General features: G+C 68.3%; 22 protein-coding genes. 11 read left to right on the top strand and 11 right to left on the bottom strand.

Features of this window, described 5'->3' with window-relative positions:
- Positions 1 to 57 precede the first annotated feature (57 nt).
- The 3 genes from VI123_RS10900 to VI123_RS10890 all read left to right on the top strand — a co-directional run bounded on the left by VI123_RS10900 (position 58) and on the right by VI123_RS10890 (position 1,315).
- The gene (locus VI123_RS10900) at positions 58 to 828 is read left to right on the top strand and encodes a creatininase family protein (protein ID WP_336338073.1); all 771 of its coding nucleotides are present in this window, start codon (positions 58 to 60) and stop codon (positions 826 to 828) included.
- 69 nt (positions 829 to 897) lie between these two features.
- Positions 898 to 1,062, top strand: coding sequence for a hypothetical protein (locus VI123_RS10895; protein WP_336338072.1), 165 nt, complete (start codon positions 898 to 900; stop codon positions 1,060 to 1,062).
- An 88-nt stretch (positions 1,063 to 1,150) separates the two neighbouring features.
- Entirely contained in the window at positions 1,151 to 1,315 is a 165-nt protein-coding gene (locus tag VI123_RS10890) for a hypothetical protein (RefSeq protein ID WP_336338071.1), read from the top strand.
- Positions 1,316 to 1,387: 72 nt separating this feature from the next.
- On the opposite strand, the gene VI123_RS10885 is transcribed toward VI123_RS10890, so the two are convergent.
- A complete protein-coding gene (locus tag VI123_RS10885; RefSeq protein WP_336338070.1) occupies positions 1,388 to 1,588 on the bottom strand; it encodes a hypothetical protein in 201 nt (66 codons plus the stop codon).
- A gap of 96 nt (positions 1,589 to 1,684) precedes the next feature.
- Positions 1,685 to 1,972: a DUF5789 family protein gene (locus VI123_RS10880; RefSeq protein WP_336338069.1), complete on the bottom strand. Its 288-nt coding sequence runs from the start codon at positions 1,970 to 1,972 to the stop codon at positions 1,685 to 1,687.
- A gap of 131 nt (positions 1,973 to 2,103) precedes the next feature.
- On the opposite strand from VI123_RS10880, the gene VI123_RS10875 reads away from it, so the two are divergent.
- The 3 genes from VI123_RS10875 to VI123_RS10865 are packed head-to-tail and all read left to right on the top strand — an operon-like array spanning position 2,104 to position 4,132.
- Entirely contained in the window at positions 2,104 to 3,126 is a 1,023-nt protein-coding gene (locus tag VI123_RS10875) for a DUF7139 domain-containing protein (RefSeq protein ID WP_336338068.1), read from the top strand.
- 58 nt (positions 3,127 to 3,184) lie between these two features.
- Positions 3,185 to 3,511 (top strand): transcription factor S, encoded by a 327-nt coding sequence (locus VI123_RS10870; RefSeq protein WP_336338067.1) that lies wholly within the window; start codon positions 3,185 to 3,187, stop codon positions 3,509 to 3,511.
- Between the two features lie 9 nt (positions 3,512 to 3,520).
- A complete protein-coding gene (locus tag VI123_RS10865) occupies positions 3,521 to 4,132 on the top strand; it encodes a hypothetical protein (protein ID WP_336338066.1) in 612 nt (203 codons plus the stop codon).
- Here the strand turns inward: VI123_RS10865 and VI123_RS10860 are convergent.
- The 4 genes from VI123_RS10860 to VI123_RS10845 all read right to left on the bottom strand — a co-directional run bounded on the left by VI123_RS10860 (position 4,113) and on the right by VI123_RS10845 (position 5,885).
- Positions 4,113 to 4,493, bottom strand: a complete 381-nt coding sequence (locus tag VI123_RS10860; protein WP_336338065.1) for a hypothetical protein — start codon at positions 4,491 to 4,493, stop codon at positions 4,113 to 4,115. The two genes, VI123_RS10865 and VI123_RS10860, sit on opposite strands and share 20 nt — an antisense overlap.
- Positions 4,494 to 4,495: 2 nt before the next feature.
- The gene (locus tag VI123_RS10855; protein WP_336338064.1) at positions 4,496 to 4,705 is read right to left on the bottom strand and encodes a hypothetical protein; all 210 of its coding nucleotides are present in this window, start codon (positions 4,703 to 4,705) and stop codon (positions 4,496 to 4,498) included.
- A gap of 72 nt (positions 4,706 to 4,777) precedes the next feature.
- Positions 4,778 to 5,500 carry a methyltransferase domain-containing protein gene (locus tag VI123_RS10850; protein ID WP_336338063.1) on the bottom strand — a complete coding sequence of 241 codons (723 nt, stop codon included), beginning with the start codon at positions 5,498 to 5,500 and terminating at the stop codon, positions 4,778 to 4,780.
- Between the two features lies 1 nt (position 5,501).
- The gene (locus tag VI123_RS10845) at positions 5,502 to 5,885 is read right to left on the bottom strand and encodes a nascent polypeptide-associated complex protein (protein ID WP_336338062.1); all 384 of its coding nucleotides are present in this window, start codon (positions 5,883 to 5,885) and stop codon (positions 5,502 to 5,504) included.
- Positions 5,886 to 6,019: 134 nt separating this feature from the next.
- Here VI123_RS10845 and VI123_RS10840 point away from each other — a divergent pair, with 134 nt between their 5' ends.
- Positions 6,020 to 6,970, top strand: coding sequence for an AEC family transporter (locus VI123_RS10840; RefSeq protein ID WP_336338061.1), 951 nt, complete (start codon positions 6,020 to 6,022; stop codon positions 6,968 to 6,970).
- Here VI123_RS10840 and VI123_RS10835 read toward each other — a convergent pair whose 3' ends face one another.
- Together VI123_RS10835 and VI123_RS10830 are read right to left on the bottom strand one after the other, a co-directional pair.
- Positions 6,971 to 7,462, bottom strand: coding sequence for a cyclin family protein (locus tag VI123_RS10835; protein ID WP_336338060.1), 492 nt, complete (start codon positions 7,460 to 7,462; stop codon positions 6,971 to 6,973).
- Between the two features lie 52 nt (positions 7,463 to 7,514).
- Positions 7,515 to 7,982, bottom strand: coding sequence for a PUA domain-containing protein (locus tag VI123_RS10830; protein WP_336338059.1), 468 nt, complete (start codon positions 7,980 to 7,982; stop codon positions 7,515 to 7,517).
- A 522-nt stretch (positions 7,983 to 8,504) separates the two neighbouring features.
- Between VI123_RS10830 and VI123_RS10825 the strand changes: the two genes are divergently transcribed.
- Entirely contained in the window at positions 8,505 to 8,687 is a 183-nt protein-coding gene (locus tag VI123_RS10825; RefSeq protein WP_336338058.1) for a hypothetical protein, read from the top strand.
- A 40-nt stretch (positions 8,688 to 8,727) separates the two neighbouring features.
- On the opposite strand, the gene VI123_RS10820 is transcribed toward VI123_RS10825, so the two are convergent.
- Positions 8,728 to 9,225 carry a LabA-like NYN domain-containing protein gene (locus VI123_RS10820; RefSeq protein ID WP_336338057.1) on the bottom strand — a complete coding sequence of 166 codons (498 nt, stop codon included), beginning with the start codon at positions 9,223 to 9,225 and terminating at the stop codon, positions 8,728 to 8,730.
- A 65-nt stretch (positions 9,226 to 9,290) separates the two neighbouring features.
- The gene (locus VI123_RS10815) at positions 9,291 to 10,106 is read right to left on the bottom strand and encodes a hypothetical protein (RefSeq protein ID WP_336338056.1); all 816 of its coding nucleotides are present in this window, start codon (positions 10,104 to 10,106) and stop codon (positions 9,291 to 9,293) included.
- A gap of 375 nt (positions 10,107 to 10,481) precedes the next feature.
- Between VI123_RS10815 and dapA the strand changes: the two genes are divergently transcribed.
- The 3 genes from dapA to VI123_RS10800 all read left to right on the top strand — a co-directional run bounded on the left by dapA (position 10,482) and on the right by VI123_RS10800 (position 13,285).
- Positions 10,482 to 11,402: a 4-hydroxy-tetrahydrodipicolinate synthase gene (gene dapA / locus VI123_RS10810; protein ID WP_336338055.1), complete on the top strand. Its 921-nt coding sequence runs from the start codon at positions 10,482 to 10,484 to the stop codon at positions 11,400 to 11,402.
- On the top strand, positions 11,399 to 12,148 hold the full coding sequence (dapB, locus tag VI123_RS10805) for a 4-hydroxy-tetrahydrodipicolinate reductase (RefSeq protein WP_336338054.1): 750 nt from the start codon (positions 11,399 to 11,401) through the stop codon (positions 12,146 to 12,148). The genes dapA and dapB overlap by 4 nt, the downstream gene beginning before the upstream one ends.
- A 306-nt stretch (positions 12,149 to 12,454) precedes the next feature.
- Positions 12,455 to 13,285, top strand: coding sequence for a 2,3,4,5-tetrahydropyridine-2,6-dicarboxylate N-succinyltransferase (locus tag VI123_RS10800; protein WP_336338053.1), 831 nt, complete (start codon positions 12,455 to 12,457; stop codon positions 13,283 to 13,285).
- A gap of 247 nt (positions 13,286 to 13,532) precedes the next feature.
- Here the strand turns inward: VI123_RS10800 and VI123_RS10795 are convergent, their stop codons facing one another.
- Positions 13,533 to 14,648, bottom strand: a complete 1,116-nt coding sequence (locus VI123_RS10795) for a bactofilin family protein (RefSeq protein ID WP_336338052.1) — start codon at positions 14,646 to 14,648, stop codon at positions 13,533 to 13,535.
- Between the last annotated feature and the right edge of the window lie 333 nt (positions 14,649 to 14,981).

The raw sequence follows: 14,981 nt of genomic DNA, 5'->3' as shown, positions 1-14,981 counted from the left end.
GCCCGCGAGAACCGCGCCGAGGCACAGATTGAAGACGCGGCCGTCACCAGGGGTCGTATGTACCTCGCAGACGAGACCTGGCCGGACCTCGGCGCGTATTTCGAGACGGAATCGCTCGCGCTCGTCCCGCTCGGGTCGACCGAACAGCACGGTCCGCACCTCCCGCTGGCGACGGACCACCTTATCGGAGAGGCGTTCGCACGCGCGGCCGCCGACCGGACCGGCTACCTCTGTACCCCGACAATCAACGTCGGCGTCAGCCCCCACCACAGGCAGTTCAACGGCACGATGTGGGTCGACGCGCCGGAGTTCCGGGACTACGTCGAATCGTTCACCCGGAACCTCGCGTACCACGGCATCAACCGCGTCATCTACGTGAACGCCCACGGCGGGAACGTCGAGCACCTCCGCGAGGTCGGCCGCCGGCTCCGGGACGACGAGCTCATGTACGCCATCGAGTGGATGTGGGACGAGAGCATTCCGGACCTCGTGGACGACCTGTTCGAGCAGAACGGCCCCCACGGCGGCCCGAAGGAGACGGCCATGATTCAGCACCTGCGCGCCGACCTGGTGCACGACGACCGCCTCGAAGACGCGCGGGACGGCGGGATTCCCAGCGTCGAGGCGGCCGACACCGACAAGTACGGCTCGCGGACCTTCTACGACGCCGCCGACAACACCGACAACGGCGTCCTGGGCGACCAGACCGACGCCACGGCCGAGAAGGGCGCGGAGCTGTTCGAGGCCGCGACCGACCAGCTCGTCAGGCTCTGTGAGTGGCTGGACGACCAGGCGTTCGAGGACCTGCTGCCCAAACCACACGTCTGAGCCGACCACGGCAGACGGGTCCGCCCACTCGGCAGGTGGATTTTTGCGCCGGGCCGGTGTAGGTCCGGTATGGTCCTCCCTCTATTCCCCGGTATGCCCGGAGCCGTCGAACTAATCGTTCTCCTGGTCATGATGGGTGTATTTCTCGTCGTCCCCCTCGCGCTCGTCGTCGCCGCGTACCTCTTCGGGAAGCGCCGCGGCAGAGCCGAAGCGGGCGAGTCGGCCGAGTCCTGACAATCGCCGGACGGCGGCCATTCGGCCCGTTCCGGCCCTCTCGGCCGGAATCGACTCGTTTATCGGTCCCACTCTACGATGGCAACGTGTGTCCCCACCGCCTTCCCATCGGGAGTCGCTTCGTAGCCGAGCGTTCGAGATAACGGTCGACGACGGTCGAGAGACCTTCAACGCGCTCAGTATCGAGCGGGCCGACTGCGAGACGGCGTGGCTCATCTCCGATACGGTGTATGCGCTCGAAAACATGCGGTAGCGGCCCGGGTCCCGGTCGGCTATCGCCCGCGGTCCCGACCGTCTCGGTACGCCCACCGTCCGAGACGGACGGTCACTCCGCGCCGACCCGCCGCCACACCGGCAGGAACACAGCGTAAAACGAGCCGAAAAACAGGACCACGGCGGCGACGGCTAGCGCTCGACCATCGACCCCGAGTGCGTCGTACAGGACCCGGAGGACGACGACGACCCCGAGCCCCCAGAGGGCGAACGCAGTTCGCTCTTTCCAGGACAGACCGCTGTCACGGAACACGGCCACAGGTGGACTGCGGTCGCTATCAAGGCTACCGGTTCGGCCGCGGCACGGGACGGTCCTGCGTGAGCCGTCCCGCGGGGGCTATCCCGTCGGTTACTCGGTCGGGACGGGACCGGTCCCGATGACGTCCCGGACCGCGCTCTCGAACTCCTGGCGGTCGGCGAAATAGGGCACGTCGACCGCTTCGAGCACCGCTTCGAGTTCCTGCGGGCCGTCCGGCGTCCGAATCGTCGTGTCGCCCTCGCGGTCGACGATAGTGCTGTGTTCGATGCCCCAGGTGAGCCGGGCCGAGACGCGGGCCAGCGGCGCGCCGGCCACGTCGGGGCCGTCGCCGAGTTCGACAGCCGGCTCCTCCGCGTCCTCGCTTTCGTCGTCGCTCATACCCGGACTGTACCCGCCGGCCTGATTAGTGCTTTCGGAACGCCGCGCACCGCGGGCGATGCGTGTACGCGCGCCCGCGTCATGCGTGTGTCTGACGGGTAGTTTTATCCGATGTAGCAGTAGTGTACCGCATGACTAGTCTCACCGACGTGTACGAGGGGGAGGTCGGGCGCGTCGCATCGCGTCGCCAGCAACTCGTCGGGACGGCACTGTTTCTCGCGGGTACCGCCGGGCTCGTGGGGGCAATCGCGCTCGCCACGACCGGCGTCGGGAACGGGTACGGGCTGGACGCCTACGCCGCCAGGCGTATCGCCGGCATCGTCGCCGGACTCGGACTTCCGTCGGTCATCCTCGGGATGTTCGCGGTGTTGCCGGCCAGCCGACGCATCCGGCTGACCGCCCTCGGCGGCACGGCCGTCGCGGCGGTCGGCGTCGGGCTGTTCCAGTCGCTGTACCCCTACAGCTGGACCAGCAGCGACCCGCTCTTGGCGCTGCTTACGGGCTGTGTGTACTTCGCCGGTATCGTGACGACGTTCTGGTGTCTGTTCGTGTCGCTCGCAACGTTCAAGACGCGGAACGACCCCGGCGGGACGGCCCGGATGGAAGTGACGGAGGAAGGGACGATTCGCCTCGTCGAGGAGGCCCGGACCCTGCCGGGGCTGGGCGGCATCGGGTTCTTCGGACAGGACCCCGACGGCACGGTCGAGACGCAGACGAACCGGGCGAACCTGACCGACGAGGGCGCTGTCGGCGACGGCGGGACCGGGCAGTCGGGCGGGACGCACGCGAGCGGCCAGTCGGGGGCCGACCGCGGCACGCGGTCCCAGCGGCGGTCCGACGACGCAGCGGCGACTGGGCGGCAGGCGAACGCCGGGTCGACAGGCCGGACCGGCCCCTCCGAGAGCGCGCTCGACCCGCGGATAGCCGAGGCCGGCCCGGAAGCGTCGGCGTCGACCGACGGCGGCACGGCGACGACGGGCCACGACGCGATTACCGAGACGGCGGTCCACCGGGGCGAGCCGGACACCTACTGCGGGAACTGCCGGCACTTCGAGTACGTGATGCAAGACGGCGACATCGAGCCGTACTGTTCGTTCCACGGCGAGGTCATGGACGACATGGAGCCGTGTTCGGCGTGGGTCCGCAACGACTGAGACGGGCTGAGCGAAACCGGGCGTTTAACACGGGCGGCAGGCATACGGTGGTACTACAATGGAGTTCTGCGACGAATGCGGTTCGATGATGAAAACGGACGACGAGCGCTGGGTCTGTGGCAGCTGCGGGTACGAGAAGCGCCGGAACGCCGAGGCCGAACAGGAGATGGCCGTCACCACGCAGGGCCAGGAGGAGTCGGAGGTCGTCGACACGTCCGAGGTCGACGCCGAGGACATGGGGCCGACCACGGGGGCCCGCTGTCCCGAGTGTGGCAACGAGCGGGCCTTCTACGAAATGAAGCAGATTCGCGCGGCCGACGAGTCCGAGACGCGCTTTTTCACCTGTACCGAGTGCGAACACAAGTGGCGCGAGGACGACCACTGAGGCCAGCCCGTGCCCACTGACCCCGCGTACCCGGACGTCCCCGCCGACCAGTTGCGCGACGGCGGCTGGGAGCTCGTCGACGAGAGCGTCGAGACCGTCTTCGAGCTCCCGACGGCCCGCGTCGAGGGGGCGACGAAGGTGTACGACGCGGCCGAGACGCGCGCGGCCGTCCGGGACGCGGTCGGGCTCGACCACCAGTGGCGGTTCTTCTTCGCGACCGCGCTGTCGTTTACGCCACCGCTCACGCCGGGTATCGGCCCGGCGATGATTCTCCCGACAGTCCGCTCGGAGGCCCAGTCGGCCTTCGCCGACGAACTGGCCGACAGGGGGTTCGAGTCCGTCGAGCGCGGGCGGAGCGAGCGGGTCCGCGTCGACAGCGGCGACCGCGCACGGCTCCGGAGTTACAGCGCCGAACTCTCCCTCGAAGCGGTCGACGCGACGCTGTCGATTACCGGCTGGGTCGGCGTCTGGCACGGCGACGGCTTCCGCATCGCCGCCGGGGCGTACCCCGACCGGGCGCTGGCGACGCTGCTCGGTATCGAGAACCCCACCGAGACGCTCGAACGGACGCCGTCGGACTACCGGGCCGAACTGCTGGCGCTCATCCGCGCCGTGGCGTAAGCGCCAGGAGCGCGCCCTCGGAGAACAGTTCGACCGGGCCGAGGCCGAGCCGTTCCGTGAGCGGGCCCGGGACGGCGGACGCGCCGAGGCGGGCGACGGGCGCTCCGCGGACTCTGAGTTCGGCCGTCAGTCCAGCAGCCGAAAGCGCCGCGGCGGCGTCCGCGCCCTCGACCGGCCGGTCCCGCCAGAGGGTGAGCGCCGCTCCGAACGACGGCAGGTCGACGGCCACGAGGTCGTCGTACCCGCGGACGGTGAAGGCGACACCGTCACGCTCGACGGTCAGGTCGGCGTCGACGAGGAGGTCCGGCTTCCGTTCGAGGACGTCGACCAGCGCGCCGACCGTCTTCGCCGTGGTCGCCACTGTCAGTCGTTGTCGCGTGTTGTGATGGTCAGCGTGCCGTCGACCCGCCAGCGGGCGTGTTCGGCGTCCTCGCCGGCCTTGCTCGGCACGTCGACCTCCATGTCCTCGAAGTCGTACGTTATCTCGGCGTTGCGCCCGGTCAGACGGTCGTAGAGCCCGATTGCGAGGTCGGGCCAGGTCGTCGTCTCCATCGGCGTCTCTGAGTCGCTCATGCAGTGACATGTACGTGCTACTGCATGTTTAAAACCGACCCCAACGGTAGGGGTGCCCGGCTCGGGTGGGCGTCAGGGCCGCCGGGCGAACGTCAGGTAGCCGGTGTGGCCGACGCCGCCGGTCGAGGGGCGGGAGCCGCGGTCGTCGAAGTCCATCTCGCGCTGGATAGTGTCGAGCGTCTCGACGCCTTCCAGGCCGACCTCGGTGGCCGTGGCCACGACCTCGCGGGTGTTCTCCACGAACGGGGAGTACACCGCCAGCGACCCGCCCCGGTCGAGCAGCGTGGGCGTCCGCTCGACCACGGTGGGAGCGTCCTCCGTGTCGAGAGTCACCACGTCGAACCCCGAGAGGTCGTCGAGGTCGTCGGTGACGTCGCCGGTCCGGACCTCGACGGCGTCCGCGACGCCGGCGACGGCCATGTTCTGGCGGGCCACCTCGGCGAAGTCGGGGTCGCGCTCGTAGGTCACCACGTCGGCCCCGATGCGACCCATGTACGCGCTGAGGATGCCGGTCCCGGTGCCAGCGTCGAGGACGCGGTCCGCGGCGGCGACGCCGGTCTTACCGACGACCAGCCCCACGTCGCGGGGCATCATCGGCGCGCCGGTGCGTTCGAGGTGGGTAAACAGGTCCGGGCCGCGCAGCCGGCGGACGGTGAAGCCGGTGCCCAGATGGGTCTCGACGACATCGCCCGGTGCAACGTCCTCGGGGACCTCCAGAATGCCGAGGTCGGACTCGAAGCGCTCGCCGGGGTCCAGCAGGTACTCGCGGTCCTCGTGGACGAAGAGGTACGCCACGTTACTCCAGTTCGTCGACCGCGTCCGCGAGGTCGCCGTCGTTGGCTTCCAGCGCCGCTCGCGCGGTGTCCTCGTCGACGCCGGCCCGCATGGCGACGAGTTCAACGTCGTCCTCGTCGACGCCGGAGTCGCTGCCGCTCTCGTCGGCGTCGTCTGCCGCTCCCGCGTCGGAGTCGAGGTCGCGGCTCTCGGGCTCGCCGACGACCTGGTAGGTCTTCTGGCCCTGGGCCTCCATGAGCTGGACCTCCGCGTCGTCGAAGACGAGTTCCTCGTCCGGCGTGCGGATAATCACTTCCTGCGCATCGATGTCCTCCATGTCGATGCCCATCTGTTCCATCATCTGTTTCATCTTGCGCGGGTTCATCCCGCCGCCTCCGCCAAACATACGTAGGACTGGCGGGCCAGGGCAGAAAAGCGTAGCGACCCGGGCTCGGCCGGTCGTCGGGACCGCTAGCGACCGAAACAGGCACGCCACAGCGGCTTCGTAACGATTCTAAGGCTCGCCCGTCCATTCCCGCCGTGTCACTGCTGTCTATCTTCGCCACGGCCATCCTGCCGGTCGTCGTCGTCGCCGCGGCTGGCTTCGCGCTCGGCCGGGTGGAGGACACCGACCCCGACGCACTCAACACCATCACGGTGTACGTTCTCGCGCCGGCGCTCGTCGTCCACAGCCTGACCACGTCGACGCTGGCCGGCGGGACGATTCTGAGCGTCGTCCTCGCCGTCGTGGTGTTCACCGCGGCGATGCTCGCCGTCGCGGAGGGGGTCGGCCGCCTGACGGGCCACTCCGAACCCCTGCTGGGCGGGTTCGTCCTCATCTCTATCTTCCCCAACACCGGGAACTACGGTATCCCGCTGGCCGACTTCGCCTTCGGTCCCACTGGCCGGAGCACCGCCGTCCTCGTGACCGCGCTGCAGGGCGTGTTGCTCTACACCGTCGGCATCTACATCGCCGCCCGGGGCAGCGCCAGCAGCCCGCTCGCGGACATGCGCCGCGTGTTCGGCGTGCCGCTCGTCTACGCCGTCGTCGTCGCGCTCGGCCTCCGCTGGCTCGGCGCGGTCCCGCCGGCGGAGTCGACGGTGATGCAGACGCTGGAACTGCTCGGCAACGCCTCGATTCCGGTGATGTTGCTCATCCTCGGGATTCAGCTGTCGAGCGTCGACGGGGACAGCGACCTCGGCTCGGTCGGAGCCGCCAGCGCGCTGAAACTCCTGCTCGCGCCGGTGGTCGCGCTCGGGGCGGTGCTCGCGGTGGGGTTCCAGAACCAGACGGTCGCGCGGGTGGTCGTGCTCCTGCTCGCGACGCCGACCGGCGTGACGACTATCATCCTCGTCGGCGCGTTCAGCCACGGGACCGGGGACCGCTCCCCGGACGAACTCGTCAGCGCGACGGTGTTCCTGACGACCGTCGCCAGCGCGGTGACGGTGACGGTGCTCGTCTGGGCGTTGCAGTCCGGGCTGGTGCTATGATTACTCCTCCCAGAAGACATCGACCCCGTCGGCGGTGACTTCGACGTAGTGATTCGACCCGCCGCGGATGTCGAACTCACCGATGTGAACGTCGAGCGTCCGGCTCAGACCGCCCTCCACGTCGACGCTGATGGAGTACTCGCCGGTCGCGGCGATGCCCGAATCGAACTCGCTCGATTCGCCGCCGGGGAGCGTCACCGCCTCGTCGAGCACCGGCGTCCCGCCGCGAGCGACGCGGAGATGGACGGTTCGTTCGCTATCTGTCGCGTTGTGAACGACGAACAGTATCGGGTCGTCCGGAGGTACCGTCAGCGGCGGTGTCGACGCGGGCTGGTCGGTGGGCGTCGGTGACGACTGGTCGGGAGGCGTTGGCGACCGTCGTCCCGCGGCTGTCCGCGACGAACCGCTCTGCGTCGACCGGTCTGAACCGGGCGCGACGCACCCGGTAACCGGGAGGGTGAGGAGAGCGGCGAGGGCCTGCCGGCGGCGCATACCCGTCGTTCCGAACACGACGCAAAGTGCTTTCTGTCGCCGCGCTCCCGCCTCAGTCCTCCGCGCCCTGGCGGACCTTCACGGCCATCCCCGTCTCGAAGTCGTCCATGCCGCCGCCGGGCAGTTCCGCGCGGCCGACGGCAAGCAGATAGCCGTCCTCGTGGACGACGAGGGCCTCGTCGCCCGGTCGCAGCGCCGGGTCGGCCGACTGGACGAACTTCGCGAAGGCGTTCCGGCCCTCGCGGACGAACGGCTCGCTCTCGTCGCCGACGACCACGCGGTGTCGCGGCGCGTCGAACGCATCGAGGAGCCGGTTCCCGCCGGCGAGACCGAGCCGGAAGCGCCCGTCGTCACCGTACGTGGCGATGCGGCCGTCCGTGGCATGGACCTGTCGCGGCCGCCCGGAGCTGGTGTGCGTTACGTCGAGGGCGTCGGGACCCGCAAACAGCGCCGCTCCGCCACCGCCGCCGAACTGGTAGTCGGCCGCACGTCGGAGTCCGCGGAACTCGTCGTCACTCATTGCCCGTGTTCGATGCCGGGAGATAAACCGCCTTTCGGTCTGTCGCAAATAACGGTGTGTCAGACCGTGGCTGCCCGAACCACGGCCGACCGAAGGTGTGTCCGATGTCGAAGCCGCTCCCCAGTCCGTTCCGACTCGCGGTGTAAAGTCTCCGAACCGGAATGCCGTCGGTTCGCTCCGCCGGTCGCCCCGCGCGGGGCGCGTGCCTCCGTATCCGACCCGCGGTCAGGGAGTGACCACGATGCCTGGAACTGCGGTGGGTCTCCGACTCGCGACCGGCCCGTGACGGGCGGCCACGAGGGGTACCGACATCATCTGCAAGCGACAACGCGTCGTCCGTGCGACCCACCTGGGACGGGGCGATACGAGGGGATGTATGTACTGCTTCAGTGTTGCAGGTGCCCCGAATCCCCGCCGGGACGACGGCTCTCGGAGCACCGTGGACATTGCTGCCTTGTACCATACTTTCCTCCGTCGGTTTTGGGGAAATTTATACCGGATGACTCCCAAGTAGCGGGTGATATGGCTACAGACACGCGGAAAGTCGTTCTGGGTGCGGTTCTGCTGGCGGTCAGTACCGTCCTCATTCTCGGCACAGGCGCAATCGACATCGGCATTCCGGCCGCCGCCGGGACGGTGGCTGCGCTGGGACTCGCCGCCGGCGCGCTCCTCCTCGGAACGTCGGAAGACGGCCGCCCGGTCTAACGCCGCTTCACTGACAGTTCTCGGAACGCGACGCCGCCAGCTACAGCAGGAAGCGCTCGGAGTCGTCGCTCATGTCGATGAAGCCGTCGACGGCGGCTTTGAGGTCCTCCGAGGAGGACTCCTCGAAGCCCATCGCCTCGGCGCGACAGCCCTCGTGGCGGAGATAGCGACAGAGGCGGGCGAAGTCGCCGTCGCCGGTACAGAGGACGACGGCGTCGTTGTGCTTCGCCAGCGTGACGGCGTCGAGGCTCATCCCCACGTCCCAGTCGGCCTTCTTCGACCCGTCCTGGAAGGTCTTGATGTCCTTGATGCGCGTCTCGAAGCCGATGTCGACCAGCGCCTCGAAGAACGACTCCTCCTCGGGGGAGTCCGCCCGGATGACGTAGGCGATGGCGCGGGTCAGTTCGCGGTCGTCGACGGCCTCTTGCAGTAGTGCGTCGTAGTCGATGTTCCGCGAGTAGAGGCTCCGGGCAGTGTGATAGAGGTTTTGCGCGTCGGCCAGCACGGCGACGCGCTGTCCCGGATGGGAGACTGTCATATCCGGTGTTGGCTATCCCCCGGAATATGCTTTCGGGATACAGCCGTCGAACGGACCCGTTCGTGTCAGCTGACGACCGTGGTGTCGCCGAGGTACGCCTCCTTCGCCCGCTTGGCCGCCGGTCCTTCCGGGACGAGTCCGGGTGCCGACGGGCTGTCCTCGAAGCGGTCCGGACTGGGCTGGAGGGTGTCGAGCACCTCGCCGAACGTCGCACCCTGTCGGCCGGTGATGTGGACGAACCCGCCGTATGGTCGCTGCTCGAACGGTGTCGTGTCCGGGTCTGGGAACGCGTGCCGAATACAGCCGACGTTCTCACGGAGGTACTCCGACGCTTTGGCCTGCGAGTACTGGCAGTCGGCGTAGAGTTGCTCCCGGTCGTCGCCGTCGAGGTCGTCCTCGACGTGTTTCGAGGATTCGTACCGGACGCCCGGTGCACTGATGTCACCCGTGAGGAAACTGAGGTTGACGGTGAAACTCTCCGGATAGCGCAGAATCACCAGACAGAATATCTGCTCGTCGACGGTGTACCGCTCCTGCAAGCGGTAGTAACACTCCAGATAGTACGCCGCGAGCGCGCCGATCCAGTCGTCGCGGTTGCCGTCGAGGTACGCGGTCGCGACCTCGTAGTAGTCCTCGCCGGCGACCTGCTGTAAGCGGTGCTGGAAGCTCTTTCGCATGTCGGTCAGTTCGTCCTCGTACACTTCCGTCAGCGGCACGTCCGGGTCTGCGAGTAACTGGCTCTTTCGCTTCCCTGCGGCCGCAATCCGCATCATGTTCTCGTGAACGGACCGTTCGGCCTCTCGGTCCGGGAGGGGAAGTCGAACCGCCTGTTTGTGCAGGGTTTCCGACCCGGACTTCATACGCTGCTGCCAGTCACTCATGGGTGTGGTACTGTTCACTCACAGATATTAAACCGTTGGAACTGCGTCTCAGGGACGCTCGGGAGCAAACGCGCCGGACATCGGTCGGGCCACCGACGCGCTCACAGGCCCGGCGGGAGCCGACAGCGAGAACACAAAAGCTAAGTCGGTCAGACGTGGTTACTCGACCATGCGACGACGCCATCGGTCCGGAACTGCCCCGTTCTCCGGAGAGTGCGTCGTCCGCGCGAAACGCAAACAGACGTTTTAGTGGCTCGTGGCGGACGTGGCGACTCCGTCCCGGGTCGAACCAACTGACACCAGCCGGCGGTATCGGCCGGCCATCGTACCGTCTCCGACCGGACAACCCACCCACAACGACACCACGACACAGCAATGACAGCTATCGACTTCCGCGGCGTGTTCCCGGCGATGTGCACGCCGTTCCACGAGGACGGCAGTATCGACTTCGAAACGCTCAGAGACGACGCCCAGCGGCTCGAATCCGCCGGCGTCGACGGGCTCGTCCCCGTCGGCTCGACCGGCGAGTCGGCGACGCTCTCACACGACGAACACGTCGAGGTCGTCGAGGCGGTCATCGACGCCGTCGACGACGTGCCGGTCATCGCCGGCTCTGGCTCGAACAACACGGCGGAGGCGCTCGAACTGTCCCGCCGCTCCGCCGAGGCCGGTGCCGACGCCCTCCTGCTCATCTCGCCGTACTACAACAAGCCCGAGCAGCAGGGGTTCGTCGACCACTACACGACCCTTGCCGACGCCGTCGACCTGCCACAGATAGTGTACAACGTCCCCTCGCGGACGGGCCAGAACATCGAGCCCGACACGGCGGTCGAACTCGCCGCGCACCCGAACATCCGGGCCTACAAGGCCGCGAGCGGCGACATGAACCAGATTTCCGAAATCATCGAGCGCACGCGAGAGGAGGACTTCGCGGTGCTGTCCGGCGACGACGGGATGACGCTCCCGATGCTGTCGGTCGGCGGGACCGGCTGTATCTCCGTCTCGGCCAACATCGAACCGGAGCGTACCTGCGCGATGGTCGGCGCGGCGCTGTCCGGCGACTTCGAGCGCGCCCGCCAGATTCACCACGAACTCGGCCCGCTGTTCCGCGCGCTGTTCGTCGAGACCAACCCCATCCCGGTCAAGGAGGCCATGCGAATCCGCGGGTACGGCCCGGCGTACCTGCGGTCGCCGCTGACCCGCCTCTCGGACGAGCACCTCGACCACCTGCGTGACGTGCTGGCGAGCCTCGAAACCGAGGACCTCGAAGACGAGTACGCGGAGGCCGAGCGATGACGCGGGTGGCGGTCAACGGCGTCACCGGCCAGATGGGCGGGGCCGTCATCGAGGCCGCCACCGACAGCGAGGTCGTGGTCGGCTTCGCCACCAACGGGACGGACGCAGTGGAGGGGGTCCCAGTCGTCGACCCGACCGACGCCGCCGCGGCGCTCCGTGAGTACGACGTGGACGTCGTGGTCGATTTCGCCGTCCCCGAGGGCGCGCTGACCGTTGCCGACGCCTGCGTCGAGGCGGGCGTCCCGATGGTCGTCGGCACGACCGGCTTCGACGAGGACGGGCTGGCCCGCCTGCGAGACGCCAGCGAGGAGGTTCCGCTGCTGAAGGCGACCAACTTCTCGCAGGGGATTCAGGTCCTCCAGCGCCTCGTGAGCGAGGCGGTCGGCACGCTCGAAGAGTACGACCTGGAGCTGATGGAGACCCACCACAACCGCAAAGTCGACGCGCCGTCGGGGACCGCCAACAGTATCCTCGACGTGATTCAGGCGGAGCGCGACGTGGAACCGGTGTACGGCCGGGAGGGACACGCTCCGCGTGAGGCGGACGAAATCGGCGTGTTCGCCCGCCGCGCCGGCGACATCCGCGGCGAGCACGAACTCGTGTTGGCCGGCAACGACGAGGTCCTCTCGCTGTCCCACCGCGCCGAGGACCGCGGGGTGTTCGCCGCCGGCGCGCTCGATGCCGCGACGTGGCTCGTCGGCCGCGACGCCGGCTGGTACGACTTCAGCGAGGTCGTGGACGCCTGAGCGAGCGCGGCCGCGGAATTAATATGTGATAATACACACACAAACACTTCTCTCAATATTACGGGCAGCCTTATATGTCGGAACTGCCGATTGTCGCGTATGGCTACGAACCACCACGTACAACTGCCAGCGACCGACTGCCCACGATGTTCCAGTGAATTCGAAGCGACGGCCCCCCGAATCAGTATGTGCCAGGAGTGCGGGTACATCCCGGGCCGCGGGGCGGACTGAGACGGGAGTGAGTCACGGTAGCACAGCCGTTCCGAAACCCCGGTAAGTAAGCCCCCGGCGTTGCAACCGGGTGGTATGAGCCTCGAAGCCGACATCGACGACCTCTGGCAACGGAAACAGGACGGCCTGTCTGCGACCGACGCGACCGACGACCACCTCGCCGTTCTCGACGAGTTCCTCGCGGCGCTGGAAGCCGGCGAGGTCCGCGCCGCGGAGAAGTCCGGCGGCGAGTGGGAAGCAAACGCCTGGGTTAAACAGGGCATTCTGCTGAACTTCGGCCTGCGCGAGACCGTCGCCCGCGAGTACGGCGGCGTCGACTACCACGACGTACTGCCGCTGCGCGAGACCGCGGACCTCGGCGAGCGCGGGACCCGCAACACGCCGGACGGGACCGCCATCCGCCGGGGCGCGTACCTCGGCGAGGACTGCATCATGATGTCGCCCTCCTTCGTCAACATCGGGGCCTACGTCGGCGACGGCACGCTCGTCGACTCCTGTGACACCGTCGGCTCCTGTGCCCAAATCGGCGAGAACGTCAAGCTCGGCGCGAACACGCTCATCGGCGGCGTCCTCGAACCGGTCGAGAACGCGCCGGTCATCGTCGAGGACGGTGTGTCGCTGGGCGCTGGCTGTCGGGTCACCAGCGGCTTCGTCGTCGGCGAGGACTCTATCGTCGGCGAGAACACGCTCCTGACGCCGCGGATTCCAGTCTACGACCTCGTCGAGGACGAGGTGCTGTACGGCGAACTGCCGCCGGAGCGGCGCGCCTTCCAGCGCTTCGTCGACTCCTCCGTCGGCGAGAACGACCTCATCCCCGGCGGGGCGTACAAGCCCGCTGTGGTGGCGACCGACGTGGAGGAGGAGACGCTGGAAGCGACGGAGCGAGAGGACGCGCTTCGGGAGTAGCGAGGTTCTGAGCGAAGCGAAGAACCTCGATAGGCGAGCGGGGAACGAAGTGACCCGCGAGTAGCGAGGTTGCGACCAGCGGGAGCAACCCCGACGGCACGAACGGCGAAGCCGTGAATAGCGAGCGGCGCGACTGCAGGGAGCGGCTCTCGTTAGACGAACGGTGAGCGGAGCGAACCGTGGACAGCGAGCGGCACGACCGAACGGGGCGGCTCTCTTGAGTGAGACCCGTATCGCGGCGTCGCCCTCACGCCGTCGGCGTGTCGCCGGTCTCGCCGAGCGTCGTCTGGCGGCCGCCCGGTGCCCGCCTGCGACTCCGGTAGGACTCCCGGAGCGTGAGCGCCAGCGCGCCGAGGCCGAGCAGGAACGCTATCAGTTCGAGCAGGCCGCCCAGAATCGGAACCGCGCCGAGGACCGCGAACCCGACGAGGCCGACGACGAGCGCGAGCCAGCGGTTGTCGCGGTCGGCGAGCGAGAGCGCCCACGACCCGACGGCGAACTGGCCGTAGACGACGGCGACCCACGCGGCGACGCCGAACGCGGCCGCGCCGACCAGCGAGAGCGGGATGCCGACGATAGTCAGCAGGAGCACGACGAGCACGACGGGTACGGCGACGAGCGTCAGCGCCCCGACGCCGCCGGACTTCGCCGGGCTCTCGCCGACACGCTCGGCGACGCGCGCCGAGAACGACGGGAAGGCTGCCAGCAGAACCGCGCCGAGCAGGAGGTTCACGAACAGGCCGTAGACCGCGCCGAGCCACGACGGGAGCGCGAACTCGCCGAAGTCCGGACCGGCGCTGTCACCGATGGTCTCGTCCCGGACGACGCTTCCGGCGACGGTGGCATCGGGGTCACGGGTGAACGTCTCGGCGTCGTAGCGGACGTCCCCGCCGACCGACGCCGTCGGGCCGAGAACGATTTCCTCTGCACCGGCGCGGACGGTCCCGTCGATGGACCCGTGAATCGCGAGAAAGCCCGCGCCCGCGTCGAGGTTCCCGGCTATCCGGGCTGACTCGCCGATTTCGACCGTGCCGCCGGCGGCGCTCACGTCGCCGCCGACGGTGCCGTCGATGCGGACGGTTCCGGCCGCGGCCTCGACGTTCCCGCCGACCTCGCCGGTCTCCGTGACGTGGATGGTTCCCGCCGCCGCGGAGACGTCTCCGGTCACCGTCCCGCGGACGACGATAGTCCCGGCGAACCCCTCGACGCTGTCGTACGTCTCGTCGACGCCGACGACGATGGTGTCTGAAGCCCCCTGATACGACTGCGCGGCGGCGACGCCAGTCGCGGCCGACAGCAGGACGAGCGATGCGAGCGCGAACGCGGCGACCCGGCGGCCGCCGCTGGAGAGCCTGGAAGGCATACGAGACATTCGTGTAGGATGACTAATAAGTCTATGCTGATAGGAGATGCAAGCGGTGACAGGGCACGAAAATGGAGAGGTGAGCCGCGGCCGAGCGTGCCGACGGCCAGGTGGAGGCGTTGAATATGGTCGTTAACCGACTTTTCGAACTGGTTTACGAGTTCGGACCTGGACGGGCAGTCACTCGGATAGTGGCGATTCGGTTTCGTGCAGCCGCCCCGCCGGCGCGGACCTACCCGGGTTCTGACACCGGGTTTCACGGTCGTCGGCTCTCGCTGCGGCCGGCGGGAGCGAGCACCAGGGCTGGAAGCGGAACCCTTGTTAGCCGCCGTC

It is taken from the genome of Haloarcula sp. DT43 (genome assembly GCF_037078405.1).
Taxonomy (GTDB): domain Archaea; phylum Halobacteriota; class Halobacteria; order Halobacteriales; family Haloarculaceae; genus Haloarcula; species Haloarcula brevis.
Note: the sequence above shows the minus strand (reverse complement) of the source record. Positions and strands in the feature narration are given on the sequence as shown.

Coding starts and splice junctions, on each gene's coding strand:
- VI123_RS10900 (WP_336338073.1), top strand. CDS start 58: ATGTACCTCGCAGACGAGACCTGGCCGGACCTCGGCGCGTATTTCGAG.
- VI123_RS10895 (WP_336338072.1), top strand. CDS start 898: ATGGTCCTCCCTCTATTCCCCGGTATGCCCGGAGCCGTCGAACTAATC.
- VI123_RS10880 (WP_336338069.1), bottom strand. CDS start 1,972: ATGAGCGACGACGAAAGCGAGGACGCGGAGGAGCCGGCTGTCGAACTC.
- VI123_RS10875 (WP_336338068.1), top strand. CDS start 2,104: ATGACTAGTCTCACCGACGTGTACGAGGGGGAGGTCGGGCGCGTCGCA.
- VI123_RS10870 (WP_336338067.1), top strand. CDS start 3,185: ATGGAGTTCTGCGACGAATGCGGTTCGATGATGAAAACGGACGACGAG.
- VI123_RS10855 (WP_336338064.1), bottom strand. CDS start 4,705: ATGAGCGACTCAGAGACGCCGATGGAGACGACGACCTGGCCCGACCTC.
- VI123_RS10845 (WP_336338062.1), bottom strand. CDS start 5,885: ATGTTTGGCGGAGGCGGCGGGATGAACCCGCGCAAGATGAAACAGATG.
- VI123_RS10835 (WP_336338060.1), bottom strand. CDS start 7,462: ATGCGCCGCCGGCAGGCCCTCGCCGCTCTCCTCACCCTCCCGGTTACC.
- VI123_RS10830 (WP_336338059.1), bottom strand. CDS start 7,982: ATGAGTGACGACGAGTTCCGCGGACTCCGACGTGCGGCCGACTACCAG.
- VI123_RS10825 (WP_336338058.1), top strand. CDS start 8,505: ATGGCTACAGACACGCGGAAAGTCGTTCTGGGTGCGGTTCTGCTGGCG.
- VI123_RS10820 (WP_336338057.1), bottom strand. CDS start 9,225: ATGACAGTCTCCCATCCGGGACAGCGCGTCGCCGTGCTGGCCGACGCG.
- VI123_RS10815 (WP_336338056.1), bottom strand. CDS start 10,106: ATGAGTGACTGGCAGCAGCGTATGAAGTCCGGGTCGGAAACCCTGCAC.
- dapA (WP_336338055.1), top strand. CDS start 10,482: ATGACAGCTATCGACTTCCGCGGCGTGTTCCCGGCGATGTGCACGCCG.
- dapB (WP_336338054.1), top strand. CDS start 11,399: ATGACGCGGGTGGCGGTCAACGGCGTCACCGGCCAGATGGGCGGGGCC.
- VI123_RS10800 (WP_336338053.1), top strand. CDS start 12,455: ATGAGCCTCGAAGCCGACATCGACGACCTCTGGCAACGGAAACAGGAC.
- VI123_RS10795 (WP_336338052.1), bottom strand. CDS start 14,648: ATGCCTTCCAGGCTCTCCAGCGGCGGCCGCCGGGTCGCCGCGTTCGCG.